Consider the following 14,136-nt stretch of genomic DNA (forward strand, 5'->3'; position numbering starts at 1 on the left):
AATAAAAGACAGACCGTTCATATTTTTAATTATAGATAGGGACATCATTAAAGTCAAACGTAATTCGTCCGGCCCCGAAGTGTAGCGTTCATGCCGATGACTCAGGTCACTTCACACCCGAACATACGTATGGTAGGATACCTATAAAAAGCATTCCGAAGGAGAGAGGATACGATGAAGAGTGTAGCTGTTTTTTGCGGATCGAGTGAAGGTGCATCCCCTTTCTATAAAGAAGGCGCACAGAAACTAGGTCATGAACTTGCAGAGCGTAACATCACCCTGATCTATGGCGGAGCCAGTGTTGGCTTGATGGGAGCCGTAGCCGATGCCGTATTAGAAAAAGGCGGGAAGGTGGTCGGCGTCCTGCCACATTTTCTGCAGACCCGGGAAATTGCCCACAACCACCTGACAGAGCTGATTGTTGTCGATTCAATGCATGAACGCAAAGCCAAGATGGCAGAACTCGCCGATGGCTTCATCGCTTTGCCGGGAGGACCAGGCACACTGGAAGAATACTTCGAGATTTTTACATGGGGCCAGCTTGGACTTCACAATAAGCCACTAGGTCTGCTAAACATCGAACATTACTATGACGCTTTAATCACCATGTTTGATCATATCGCTGCCGAGAAATTCATGCAGGAAAAATATCGGTCCATGGTGCTCGTCGATACTACAGCCAATGGAATTCTGGATCAGTTCGCAGCATACAATCCGCCGGCAGTCAAAACCTATCTCACCGAAGACCGGACTTAATCGACAGTCACGCTTCCCAAGTGAACGTTATTTACGAAGAAGTTGTCCCAAAAGGGGCTTGAATCTCCGTGCGCTTGTAGCGCAGAATGGTGGATTGGTCAGAATCCATGCAGATCCTCACATCCTAACTTGGGAACTGGGATCTGGGATCTGGGCTTAGATCTGATTTAACAGGAAAATGTACCGTTAATTCTCCCCTTTCAAGCGTTTTGCTCGGATTAAAGGGAATTTCTCCAGTTATTTTTCCCCTTTATCAGAAAATCGAAGGGTATCTTAGAGAATAACGGGAGTTTTTCCCGTTATTTTTTTGGAACACGCTATTTTCGAAAAATTAACGGGAGTATTTCCCGTTATTTAAGCGCTGCATAACCCGCAACACCCATTTTCACTTTAGCGGATCTGCACGCCTGAAGGCCGAGTGGTTTGGGTTTGGGTTTGGGTTTGGGTTTGGGTTTGGGTTTGGGTTTGGGTTTGGGTTTGGGTTTGGATTTGGGTTTGGGTTTGGGTTTGGGTCAGCGTTTCACTCTGGCTTTGGGTTTCACTCTGGCTCTGGCTTTCGCTTGCCTTTCCCTTGCCGAAGAAGGTGGTCATCGACCACAAATAGAACATGGCAGGCTTAGGAATCCTTCCGAGCATCGCCATCTTCTATTTTCGCTTTATTTTTTAGCAGATAGGCTTCTTATCAAGAAATATACCTAGTTTTGGGGTAATCCCTTAACTATGAACTACCAGCGAATTGGTGCATTCTAAGCTCCAGTCTCTTTCTCCGCCCAACGCTTTGCTTCATCCGATTCAGTGAGGCTAGAGAAGAACGACCGGTAAGAAATATCACCGCCACTTAATTGAGTATTCTTCAAATCAAGATAACGAACGGCCAGGCTCTCTACAACCTCCTCATCCATAATGGCCTCTACGGCCTCTTTCTTGACATTCTCATCCCATAATACCTGAAATTCATAACGTTTAATTTCCGGGAAGAAGTTGGTCACATTCCAGGCATAATCCACTATTGAACGATAAATATCCTCTTTGATTGGGGCAGAACCCACTTCCGGCACAAAAGAAAAATGAAGTATATACTGATCTTTTGCACCATCAATTGTGAATTTTTCCACAAATCTAAAGTGATCTTGGGTGTAGAATTCCACTTTACTCGCGATAAAATCTTTCTGTGTCCTCATTTCTCCTGTTTCTAAAGCAGAATTGGAACTTGCTTGTGAACACGCAGAGATGAACATCAGCATGAGTATTACCATAATTACATTCAGGAATTTGCTCATAAGCTCCCCCTCCCTGTTCTATATTCTCATAAATATCAAAATTTTACCAATCAGTATCAACGAAGCAAAAACACCCCCTGGAACTCTATCAGATAAACCAGGGGTTTATTCCAATGTCTATTCTAAGGGGTGTTCTTCAATTACTATTAGATAGCAGATGAATCCTTTGAGGTTAAGGTCAATACGTCCGATACCAAGCCTGCCGACGACGCTTCAATTTGGATACTCCCTGCCTGATTCAACGACTGTACGATGGCTAGGGCATAGCCGTTGAATACGCTTCTGGCAGTCCCTTTATCTGACTCATGACACCCGGGGTCACCATTACCTAGCCCCAGCAGCTTGCCTTGTCCTGAAACCTGAAACTGAATCAGGTTATTGGCAACAGGCACTACTTTTCCCGTTGTATCTCTTACTGTTACAGTAATTATGGATACATCTTGACCATCAGCAATTAGCTCTGTCCCATCAGCCTCTAGATGAATAGCATACGCTTCGGTGGTTGTTTCCTTCCGCTCTCTCGCTACTTCAATACCGTCCCGATAAGCAACAGCTTCGAGCACACCCGGTTCATAAACGACCTGCCACGATAATGTATGTTCTCCTGTTTCCACTTCCGCTTTCTTAATACCTAAGCTTTGTCCGTTCAGTACCAGTTCTACCTCACTACAATTGGTATACACGCGGACTTCCACCGGCTGCCCCACCCGTTCCGGCCAATTCCAATGCGGCATTAGATGAACTATGGGCTCATCCTTCCAGATCGATTGATAGAAATAATAAGAATCCTTGGCAAAGCCGCAGTAATCAAGGACACCGAACTGCGATGTCACAGACGGCCACTGGAATGGTGTCGTCTCTCCGCGATAATCAAAGCCTGTCCACACGAACAAACCTCCTGAAAACCGGTTATCCAGAAAATAACGCCAGCTTCGCTCAGGTGTGGACGTTCCGCCCGCGCCGCCCAGGTTGCCTACATCCATCTCCTTACCTGACATCGTATATTTAGAGCCGTAGCTGGAGCAGCGCCCACCCTCTGGATCATCCTCATAGACCCCTCTTGTAGAGAAGAAGGAGACATTCTCCGTATTCAGCACCTTGGCCTGCGGATGGTCATGGAACCACTCTCCGATCGATTGGCTTCCTTTTATAGACTCAGCATAGTTAACACCGTTCACATCAATCTCAATTCCCTCCTGACTTAAGCAGGCCACCGTAAGCGGACGGGTAGGATCGATTTTTGTAGCCAGCTCGCGCATACGCTTAAGCATTCGCTTGGCTTGATAGCTCCCGCTGATCTTCTCCTCATTGCCGAGACTCCACATAAAAATGCTGGGATGATTGCGATCACGGTACAACATCGATTTCAATTCCTCGAGCTTGATCTCCGTACTTTCCATCACACGGTTCTCGTTCATGACCAGCATTCCGAGTCTGTCACAGGCTTCTAGCAGTTCCGGCGCCGGGGGATGATGGGCACAGCGATAAGCATTGCAGCCCATTTCCAGAAGCCGCTTGATTTTGTATTCATGTACACGATCCGGCAGCGCGATGCCCACGCCCGCAAAATCCTGATGATTGCAAGTACCCTTTAGAAGCACGTACTCGCCGTTCAGGTATAACCCGTCCCGGCGGTATTCCACCGTGCGTATGCCTGTAACCGTCCGGTACGTATCGACGATGCTGCCCTCATGCAGCAGTTCGGTTATAACCTCATATAAATGTGGTGTGCTCAGTGACCAGAGCTGCGGATGCGGGACTTGAAGGGATTGCAACGTTGTTAATTTGTCGAGTCCACCCGTTGTACAATCCGTCTCTGTTGTAGAAGACAGCTTGCCGTTCCTATCCAAAATACTTGTACGAATGCGGTAATCCATCGTCTGTGGATACTCGTTACTTATCGTCATTTCCACTGTAATCGCAGCCGTATCATTCTCTACCCAGTCGGTTCTGACAAAGGTTCCCCAGGCGTCGACATGGAGATAATCGTATTTGGTTAACCACACATGACGATAGATACCACCACCTTCGTACCACCAGCCTTCATCTCCGCCGGTGGTATCCGTCCGAACCAGGATGACATTATCCCCCTCAGCTTCTCCGTATTTCAACAGATCAGTAATGTCATAATGGAAGCTGGTATACCCGCTGAGATGATCGCCAACGAAGCACCCATTTACCCACACCGAGCTGGCCCGCATGACACCGTCAAACTCGATGACGATTTTCTGACCCTCATCTTCCTGCGGAATTTGGAACACTTTGCGGTAATAGCCCACACCACCAGGCAGATATCCCTGAAACGCTGCCCCATGTTCCTCCTGGCTATAGGGTTGCTCCAATCTCCAATCATGCGGCAGGTCTACACTAACCCAGCCTGTATGCTTGTCTCCTGGTGTATCCGAACCGTAAATTTGCGAAATTTCAAAATTGGGGTCTCCCATTAATTTCCGAATGACGTCCTGGGTGATGCGTGCGGCTTCACCCATAGCGAAAGGCTCATGGCGCTCTTCCTCAAGCGCATTGGTCAAGCCAGCTATCATCCCTGCTTTCTTAACCGTCTTCGCAATCTTTCCTACCTCACCAAAGTGAAACATCCAGTTTGTATCAAAATTCTCCCTGGTCCGCATACGCTTTTGACTCCTTCTGCACTGTACCCTTTATTTCTGAGTCTTCGCCCATTCATCAAGCTGTTTTTGCTTCTCGCTAATAATCTTGTCGCTGCCTGCTGCTTTTAGCTTTTCAATAAATTTCGGCAAATTTTCTGCCGGGTCAAGCGTACCTGTTTCCAGTCCTACTCTAAACTCTGAGAGTACGTTATTGACTGCCGCCATTTCAGTTTTTACATTGTCTACATTGAAGCTGAAGCCCAGCGCCTTGGATTTCTTGGCACCCCTATTGAACTTGTCCATCTTGTTCCAGATATCCGGATCTTCTGTTGTCCAGGTGTAGGACAAGAATTGGTTACCGAACAGATATGGCGTACCGAAGTTATAGCCCAGGCTCTGAATATCTACGCCTTGCGGATAATCAATTACATTGTCGGACTTCTTCACATAATGCTTGCCTTCAATACCCCAAGTGAACAGATTGTACAACTCTTTATCAGAGTACAGCAGGTTCAGAAGCATCATCGCTTTTTCGGGATTCTGCGAATTTACCGGAATCGACCACATAATACCTGTGATGGAGTCCGTCGTAGCATAAGCCGGTGTAAGGCGAACTACCGTCATTTCTTTGCCGCTCTTACGGGAGGCTTCAATTTCGGATCCCGGCTTAAGGTTGGAAAAGTAAGCGAAGGCCTTGCCCGCTTTCACCATTTCTCTACCATCCTGCTTGCTTGTCCCCGCGTCTTTCAGCATAAATCCTTGCTGGTACCACCTGCGCAATGTGCTCAGTTGTTCTGCGTATTTCGGCGTTTCATAGAAATCAACGACCTTCATGTTGTTATCAAAGTCGGGCAGAACCCCTACCCCTCCTCCGAGAGGGTCGTACGTGATATATCCCGCGTCGAACGGAGCCGTTCCAGGATTCTTGGCCACCAGTGGTACTATCGTCGGTTCTTTATCTTTAATCACCTGAAAGACCGCGTCCAGATCATTAATGTTTTTGATATTGGCTGCGTCGATATGATATTTGTCCAGAAGATCCTTACGCATTAAGATACCGTAGTCAGAAGCAAGATCTCTTACTGGCGTAACACCGTAGATCTTGCCGTCAACTTTGGAAGCCGAGAGCTGGGAAGGATCCAACGCTTTTTTGATCCCCTCTCCGTCTTTGTCCAGCAGGTCATCAAGTGGTGTCAATTGTCCTTTAGCCACTTGCGTACTGTAATTGAATAAGGAAGACGTGAACATCAGATCTATCTTTTCATTGCTGGCAAGCATCAGGTTCGTTTGCTGAGCCCAGTTACTCACTGCGATCGGCAGCAATTTGACGGTGGCATTGATTTTGGACTGGATGAGCTTGTTCATTTCACCCTGTACTTCCTGCATATCCTTCTGCTCATTGCCGTAGAAAGCCATGGTCACTTCGTAAGGAGCTTCATTCTTCCCGTCTGTTGATGCACTTTCCCCGCCGGCTTTCTTTGTGCTGCATCCTGACAGCACCATTGTTGCCGAAATCGCCAACGTCAAAATACTGTACACTGCTTTTTTCCCTCTTCTGTCCATCTCTGAAGCCTCCCTAGTGAGTTCCTTATTTATGCTAACCAGTGTCATACTGGACATAGCCTTAGCCTTTCACTGCACCTACTGTAAGTCCTTTAACAAAGAACCTTTGAAAGAATGGATAAGCTACCACAATCGGAATGACACCGATCACCGCCATCGCCATCCGTACGGTTTCCATTGGCGCATTGGAAGACACGTCCGCTTGACTACTACCAAAATTGCTACTCGCCAAAAATTGAATATCCAGCAATATCCGGTTTAGCAGGTTCTGCAGACTGAACAGGCTGCTATCCGTAACATAGATCATTCCGTTAAACCAGTCATTCCAGTAGTTAATCGATTGAAATAATCCAACGGTCGCCAGAATCGGCAGGGAAAGCGGCAGCACAATCCGGATAAAAGTACCTAGCTCACCTGCACCATCTATTTTGGCCGATTCAATAACAGGTTCAGGAATCGACGTTACGAAGAAGGTACGCATCAGCATGACATAGAAGGCATTCATCAGCAGCCCTGGCACGATAAGTGCCCAGATCGTATTTTTCATATCGAGTAGTTGTGTATACACCAGATAGGTCGGCACCAGACCGCCGTTGAACAACATCGTGAAGAATACGAAGAATGACCAAAGATTACGAAACGGTAAATTGGGCCGTGATAAAGGATAAGCCAGAAGAGCTGTCAGGACCAGGCCGCAAGCCGTTCCCACTACTGTAATGAAAATCGTGATCCCGTAAGCATGCAGGATGCCCGAAGCATCATTTAACAAGTATTCATAAGCAGCAAAGCTGATCTTCTCCGGGAAGAAGGAATAACCATGTTGATAAATGGCCTGCTCATCGGTTATAGAAGATGTCAATAACAGGACAAAAGGAAGGATACATACACAGGCGGTCAGCATCAGAATGATATTGATTCCCCATTGCCACATCAAATTTCTTGTTTTCAATACTTTCCCTCCTTTAGAACAAGGCATTATCGCTGTTGAATTTTTTCACCACATAATTGGAGATGAAGACGAGCACAAAACCAACTAAGGACTGATACAGCCCGGCTGCCGAAGACATTCCGATATCTCCAAGGGTCATCAGTGCGCGATAGACATAGGTGTCAATAACGTTGGTGGTCGATTGCAAGGCTCCTGTGTTGAGCGGAACTTGATAGAACAAGCCGAAGTCGGAGTAGAAGATGCGCCCGATCTGCAGTAACGTCATTACCGTGACCACCGGCATGATTAGCGGGAAGGTAATACTCTTGATCTGTCTCCATTTTCCCGCCCCATCTATAGTTGCAGCCTCATAATATTCCTGATCGATCCCGATGATTGCTGCCAGATAGATCACGCACAGATAACCGGCGCTCTTCCAGCTGTGTACAAAGGTCAAGATGTAGGGCCAATATTTCGCCTCGCTGTACCAGGAAATTTCGGAGATTCCGAACATCGGCAGAATACTCTTGTTCAAGAGCCCGCTGTCCATACTGAATACCGCAAAGGTCAGGTACCCAATGATCACCATAGAGATCAGATACGGGAGCAGAATGACACTTTGGTAAAAACGGGATAAGAAGCGCTGCTTCACCTCGTTCAGCAAGACAGCTAAGCCGACCGCAATAAATAGATTAAGAATAATAAAGACGCCGTTATACAGAATCGTGTTTCTTGTAATGACGAAGGCATCCGATGTCTTGAAGAGATATTCAAAGTTCTTGAATCCAACCCAATCACTGCCGAAAATGCCCTTGGTATAATTGAAGTCCTTGAATGCAATGACCACGCCAAACATGGGTAAGTAATTGTTGATTACAAGGTAAAAGATTCCCGGCAGCATCATTAGAAGCAGCACGCCGGATTTCCTGGCTTGGCTTTTCCTTTTGTCTGTAGTTGATTTCGTCATGTGGCCTTCCCTTTCTAAAAATCAAATTGTTGTCATTGCGCTCTCCACCATTTACTGGTAGTACATAAGTGTTTACCACTAGTAAACACCCTTAGTATAGAATCAAATTGTCACAGTATCATCAACATGAAGTAAATCTATTGTTAAAATTCCGGGGACGGATAACATCCGCTCCAATGTGCGATTCCAAGCCGCCGAGACAAAAAAAGGCGCTATTCCCAAAGGAGTAGCACCTTTATATTTACAGAAACGATGATTTAAGCGCGTACGCGTACTAGCTTAAGCTTTTACATAAGCCAAGATCATATCCACCATATGTCTCATCACAATAGCAGGATCTGTATCCTGGTCCTGGTGAAGCAGTTTCCCGCGCAGCATCATCCGCTGTTTGGTCGCATTCACGACATTGCTTATGGTGTAACCCAGTGCCTTGACATCTATATCCTGGCGGATCGATCCATCATTCACCCCATCTTGGAGCGTAGCTAAAAAAGGATGCGGCACACTACGTAGAAACGACCGGTATCGATTTTCAAGTTCTGGAGTCGGATATTCTTCCTGATAGAGCGTATCGAACATCGCAATGAATCGAATCGCGTCCTTACTTCCCTTTGAGTCCAGGATCTGCTCCTCCAGCAAGAATTGCAGCTTTTCATAGCCACTATTGCCTTGGTGAGTCGCCTGATTGACCTTTTCTAACCAAGCGCTTAAAATCTCAATTTCCACCTCGAAAATAATCTCATCCAGAGAGCGGAAATACTTATATAAGGTCACTTTACTAATCCCGCAAGCTTCAACAATATCCTTAAGTGTAACCGCGGTTAAACCACGTTCCATGAATAACTGCTTTGCATGCTGGATAATATCTTCACGCCGCTGATTTCTATGCAGCTCCAGCTGTTCTTTCCATTTGGGTTCCATTAAACTCCCCCTTATTCATTTATAGTTGCCGAAATTGGCATTTCCAATAATAAAATCCTTTGCATATAAGACGAACTTAAGATCGAACACAAAGCTCGGCCGTCACTACGGTGGAATGTTTGGACTTCCGGTCGCTGTTGTCCCCAGATTTCTTCTTTATTACCGATTGTAGCGGTTGAAATCTGGCGACAAAGGCGATCGCTGCGCTCCTACAGTTCCAAACTTCCCCCTTCGTTCCTTCTTGCGTTTTGTTACTCTCTTTTGTTCAACTTATACAGGCTACAGCTTTGCTTCCCACAAACCGCAGAATGAATCTACCGGATCGGTTCCCGCAAAAGGTGAACGACCGAGCAGCTTGTCAACGACAGCTTCAATTGTGGCTTCATTGCACGAATAGGCATTAATATACGTGGGTATACGGGGAACATCCAGCAAATGATACGGGTTGGCAAAAGAAACAAACACCGTTGGCAGCTCCTTAACAAACCACGGTACATTCGCAGCAAGAAACGGTTCCCAATGAATGCGCACTGTCGTCTGATTGCTTGCTGTCTCCACATTTGCTGCGTATAGAATCAGGTCGTACTGATCGCGCAGCTTCTCTACGGATTGGAATATGGCTGCAAAGTCAAGTCGTTCAGGGTCAAAGCGTGTGACTTCAAACCCTTCCTTTACTAATCGCTCTGCCAGTTGGCCTACATGCGAACCCTTCCCAGGTACTTTACCGTTTGTCAGACTATATAAGAGTACACGTCTATGCTTAGGGACAGAAATTGGCAGCAATTGTTGCGTATCTTTGACAAGGGTGACACCTTGGTCTGCGGAGGCCTTCGACCATAGCCGATGCTCCTCACATTGCAGCAGCGAGAGCGCCTCCGGCTCCGGAACAAGTGTGCCGGAACGTTGCCGCAGATGGAGCCCTAAAGATGCTTTGAGGGCTAAAATGCGGGTGACGGCTTCATCCAGCCTTTGCATGGTCAGGATTCCGCTTTCCAACCCTTTCTCCATGAAGCTGAAATCTTCCTCTATATTCTTGTTGAACAAGAACATATCACAGCCCGAAGCGATAGCCTTCGGAACGGCAATCTCACGTCTCTCTGCCATCATAAAGCCAGCCATCAGTGTAGCATCCGTAACAACAAGGCCATTAAAACCCAGACGGTCCCGGAGCAACCCCTGTAGCAGCTCGGGGGCCAAAGTCGCGGGCATGATTTCCTCATCACTTAGGCCGGGAGCGAGCATTCGCGAGTATGCCGGAAGCATAATATGGCCGGCCATTACGGTGTTGGCCCCCGCCTCGATCACTTCCCGAAAAACCTTCCCATAGGTCGCTTCCCACGCTTCAACGGACAACGAATTCACCGTGGTCAAGAGATGCTGGTCGCGTTCATCCACACCATCACCCGGAAAATGCTTGACTGACACTGCAAGTCCACTCTCCTGCATCCCTGCAGTGAACGCTTTCGCCATCCTTGCGACACGTGCTGGATCGGCTCCGAACGTCCGAACATTCGTTATCGGGTTACGAAAGTTAAGATCAATGTCTACTACCGGCGCAAAGGCCCAATTGCAGCCAACGGCCCAGCCTTCCCTGCCAGCCACCAGACCCAGCTTATAGGCCATGTCTTCATCATCCGTAGCGGCAACCTGCAGAGGATTGCCGAAGTAAGTGCCGTCGATAGCAGTCCCGTTCCCCCCGGCTTCCAAATTAGCAGCAAGAAGCAACGGAATATCAGACAACTCTTGAATGAAGCGATGCGTCTCCTGCACTCGCTGCCCTGCTCCAGGGCGAAATAACATCCCGCCCGGTTTGATGGCTTCAATCAGCGCCTTTAGCTGCTGTGGATCATCGGTCCAGCCGATCAGACAGAACAGCTGTCCGATTTTCGCTTTGACGTCCATAGCGGACAATGTTTCATGAACCCATTGAATGTCCGCCTGCTGTAAATTAAACGGTTTTGCCTCCAAGTTTACCACGTTATTGATCCCCCTGACACTCATTCCAGACACAACTTCTGCAAAGCTTCCCGTTTGGAAGGCGTTAGGTCGAACTCCACAGCTAAATACGAGTCGTAGTCTCCATATTTGCCCTTAATGGATTCAAAAACGGCCTCCATATACTCTTCTTTAATGCCAAGCATTTGCTCAATATTGTTCAGATCCTCCGCATTCGCATGCCCGGAAAGCTGGTGCAGAATTTGCTCATTAACCTCTTTCATCGTTTCATTGGTGAGCAGATAATCCTCCATAATGTCGGCCTCTGAAACGCCGAGCGCCATAAATATCAGAGCTGCCCCCACTCCGGTTCGATCCTTACCAGCCGTGCAATGCTGCAGCAATCCGAGATTGTCTTCAAGCTGAATTAGATCCATTAACCGTTTGTATGCCGGATTGTTAATTGCCAAGTTTCGGTATAGCTCCAGCATCATCGTGTCTGAACGATATTGCTTGAAGAATCCGCTTTTCAACAGACCGATAATAAAATGCTCCTGCTGATCCTTGTTCTCCGTCTGCTCCGGCATATTCATCATCGACATCGAACCGGACGTAATAGCTTGTACGTGCAGTTGGTTTACCTGCGGGAAGACCGGATCAGGTTTCTTCTGCACTTCATATTCGCTACGGTAATCAATAATCGTTCGAATATTCAGACCCTGAAAGTCCTTCATATCCTGCTCTGATAAAGCAAATAATTCGTCTGAACGAAAGAATAGGCCTTGTTTAACTTTGCGGCCATCCGCAGTACGATAACCACCCATATCACGAAAATTATGTGTTCCTTGGAAAGGAATTAACCGATTCATATGTTCACCCCACCTGATATTAGCCCGAAACCAGCATTTTAGAATGCCTTGCGGGCGGTTTGTCATCATTCATTCACTCATGGTAAGTATGTATTTACTATGAGTAAACACCTCTGAGTATAAGTGCGATTTATTATGTAATGATTAAATCTGAGTAAAGAAATCATCAACAAAACAAAAAAAGGATGTCTCCTCATAAGAGGAGATCATCCTTTTGTATACTTTCACAAACTACACTTCGTGACTCAACTGTTCGTTGTCTTATTTCCCTGCAGATGATTGGATCACTTCAAGGATTCAATGAATAGCTGACTGATGCTTTCATTAATATCATCCGGCACCGGCTGCATACCGGCTTGCAACGTCTCAGCTCTTGTAACAATACGATAGGCAGAATAGGATTGTAAGCCTAACCCAAGATCCATGATTTCAATCGGATTACCGTCAGCACCGGCAAGGTTCAGCGGATTGGCTTGATGCAGCAAATAGAGACTTTTCTCCCCAAAGCGGATTCGTTCAATCCCCTCCTTGACTTGTTCTATTGAAATGGCAGCCTGCTTGATGGCTTTGACATTGATCTCGAAGCTGTAATGACCGGAATTGCCGAGGATCACCTTATCTTTGAATAAAGGAATGTGCTGCTCGGTAATGACATCAAAGGCACCCGTCACAGTAATAATGACATCTGCCTGAGGAATTAACTCCTGCAATTCACCTACAATATGGCCATCCGACTTCGCCTTCAATTGATAGACAGGATTGAGATCATACACGAGGGTCGTGGCCCCTAAGCCACGGAACTTCTTCGCTACACCGCTCCCACAGTATCCATAACCCACCACAAGCACCTTTTTGCCCCCGACCAGAAGGCTGGTGGTTCGCATAAATCCGTCAACAACCGACTGACCGACACCCACAGCATTCTCCAGAATTTGCTTCAGGGGCGAGTCGTCAATCACCACAATGGGATAGGCCGTTTCTACACGGCTTTTCTCGATAAGCAGCTTCCCGGAACGCGTCTCCTCATTGGCGCCCATAGGACTCCAGCCCGGATTAAGCTCATGGTGAGCCAGAATCAGGCTAGCGCCGTTGTCGAGGAAAATGTCTATTTTATGCTCCATCACCAGCTTGAGATATTCCTTGTGGTCTTCGTATGTGTCCCCTTCCATACCTAACACGGTGATATGTTCGAGGGAAGCCAAATATGCCGCAGTATCCCTCTTCGTTGTCCCCATACAACCCACCAGATAGACATGCTCCGCACCACCGCCCAGCAGTCCCTCAATCCAAAATCCGGTCTTGGGTTCAATATGCATACACACCGCAATCGTCTTGCCTTTGAAGATCTGCTGCTCCTTAAATGTACGGTTTACCCCAGCAACAACAGGCATCCGCTCCCGGAACCAATGCATTCTTTCAGCTCCCGCATTCGCCAAACTATGATCATCAATTATAGAATTCATACTGTCACCTCTGTCTCTATGCATTTGTCTTGTCTTTCTGGCTCTAGTATAATGATTTGAAAATCATAATCAGGAGGACATATGTCCGCTTTTTTAAGACGACAAATAAAGACGTGAGGAGTCTGCTGCATGACGGCCAACAAGCCTCAACCAGACCTTAGGGCAGCCATCGTAAAGGCCAATCTGCAAGACCTTATTCCGGACGAGATCCTTCCTGCTCTGGAAATCAAGTGTTACAAGAAGAACGAAACAGTGATCTCTACCGGCAATGAAGTGACGGAGTTCTTTATCATTATCGAGGGCAAGGTAGCCATTCATAATTCATCTGAGAAAGGAAACATTGCTGTAGTGGATTATTTGGAGCGCGGGGGACTGCTGGGGGACATTGAATATTTTCATAAATGCCAATACCTTCATACCGTAATTGCCGCTGTGCCAACGGAAATTCTGCGAATCCCCTTGGAGATCATGAACAGTACGCTGACCCGATCCGTCCCCTTCCTGATGTTCATGTGCTCCAGCATAACAGAGAAGCTGATGCGCTCCTCCATTCAGAATGCCAGATCCCTGCTGTACCCTGCTCGCAACAAATTATGCAAATACCTATTGCAGACTTCGGAGCTCTTCGAGACGCCGGCAATTTTCTTTGTCAGCAAGGAGGTTGCCGGCATGCTGGGCATTTCGGACCGCCATCTCCGGCGGCTGCTCAATGAACTTATAGATGACCGGATTATTATTAAGGAAAATAAAACCATAACTATCACAGATATAAATAAACTGAGACAGTACTCGTCTTATTTTTAAATATGTCTCCAAACAAAAAACGGCATTTCTGCCGTTAGGAT

12 protein-coding genes are annotated in these 14,136 nt (G+C 46.9%); 2 read left to right on the top strand and 10 right to left on the bottom strand.

Annotated features, from left to right (window positions below):
- The first annotated feature begins 174 nt into the window (after positions 1–174).
- Complete coding sequence (locus ACFVRY_RS17375) at positions 175–756, top strand: LOG family protein (RefSeq protein WP_387501505.1); 582 nt, start codon at positions 175–177, stop codon at positions 754–756.
- Between the two features lie 390 nt (positions 757–1,146).
- On the opposite strand, the gene ACFVRY_RS17380 is transcribed toward ACFVRY_RS17375, so the two are convergent.
- From ACFVRY_RS17380 to ACFVRY_RS17425, 10 genes are all read right to left on the bottom strand, one after another.
- The gene (locus tag ACFVRY_RS17380) at positions 1,147–1,398 is read right to left on the bottom strand and encodes a hypothetical protein (protein ID WP_387501507.1); all 252 of its coding nucleotides are present in this window, start codon (positions 1,396–1,398) and stop codon (positions 1,147–1,149) included.
- 104 nt (positions 1,399–1,502) lie between these two features.
- Positions 1,503–2,036, bottom strand: a complete 534-nt coding sequence (locus tag ACFVRY_RS17385; RefSeq protein ID WP_387501509.1) for a hypothetical protein — start codon at positions 2,034–2,036, stop codon at positions 1,503–1,505.
- 146 nt (positions 2,037–2,182) lie between these two features.
- Positions 2,183–4,666: a glycoside hydrolase family 2 TIM barrel-domain containing protein gene (locus ACFVRY_RS17390; protein ID WP_387501510.1), complete on the bottom strand. Its 2,484-nt coding sequence runs from the start codon at positions 4,664–4,666 to the stop codon at positions 2,183–2,185.
- 30 nt (positions 4,667–4,696) lie between these two features.
- Positions 4,697–6,208, bottom strand: a complete 1,512-nt coding sequence (locus ACFVRY_RS17395) for an ABC transporter substrate-binding protein (protein WP_387501512.1) — start codon at positions 6,206–6,208, stop codon at positions 4,697–4,699.
- A gap of 61 nt (positions 6,209–6,269) precedes the next feature.
- A complete protein-coding gene (locus tag ACFVRY_RS17400; RefSeq protein ID WP_387501513.1) occupies positions 6,270–7,157 on the bottom strand; it encodes a carbohydrate ABC transporter permease in 888 nt (295 codons plus the stop codon).
- A 13-nt stretch (positions 7,158–7,170) separates the two neighbouring features.
- A complete protein-coding gene (locus ACFVRY_RS17405; protein WP_387501515.1) occupies positions 7,171–8,103 on the bottom strand; it encodes an ABC transporter permease in 933 nt (310 codons plus the stop codon).
- 279 nt (positions 8,104–8,382) lie between these two features.
- On the bottom strand, positions 8,383–9,024 hold the full coding sequence (locus ACFVRY_RS17410) for a TetR/AcrR family transcriptional regulator (RefSeq protein ID WP_387501517.1): 642 nt from the start codon (positions 9,022–9,024) through the stop codon (positions 8,383–8,385).
- Between the two features lie 279 nt (positions 9,025–9,303).
- A complete protein-coding gene (locus tag ACFVRY_RS17415) occupies positions 9,304–11,001 on the bottom strand; it encodes a glycoside hydrolase family 3 protein (protein ID WP_387501519.1) in 1,698 nt (565 codons plus the stop codon).
- Between the two features lie 20 nt (positions 11,002–11,021).
- A complete protein-coding gene (locus tag ACFVRY_RS17420) occupies positions 11,022–11,828 on the bottom strand; it encodes a tyrosine-protein phosphatase (RefSeq protein ID WP_387501522.1) in 807 nt (268 codons plus the stop codon).
- A 284-nt stretch (positions 11,829–12,112) separates the two neighbouring features.
- Positions 12,113–13,291, bottom strand: a complete 1,179-nt coding sequence (locus ACFVRY_RS17425) for an adenosylhomocysteinase (protein ID WP_387501523.1) — start codon at positions 13,289–13,291, stop codon at positions 12,113–12,115.
- A gap of 129 nt (positions 13,292–13,420) precedes the next feature.
- On the opposite strand from ACFVRY_RS17425, the gene ACFVRY_RS17430 reads away from it, so the two are divergent.
- Positions 13,421–14,095, top strand: coding sequence for a Crp/Fnr family transcriptional regulator (locus ACFVRY_RS17430; RefSeq protein ID WP_387501524.1), 675 nt, complete (start codon positions 13,421–13,423; stop codon positions 14,093–14,095).
- Positions 14,096–14,136: the final 41 nt, after the last annotated feature.

Origin of the sequence: Paenibacillus sp. NPDC057934, from assembly GCF_042887565.1 — a bacterium.
GTDB lineage: Bacteria > Bacillota > Bacilli > Paenibacillales > Paenibacillaceae > Paenibacillus_AQ.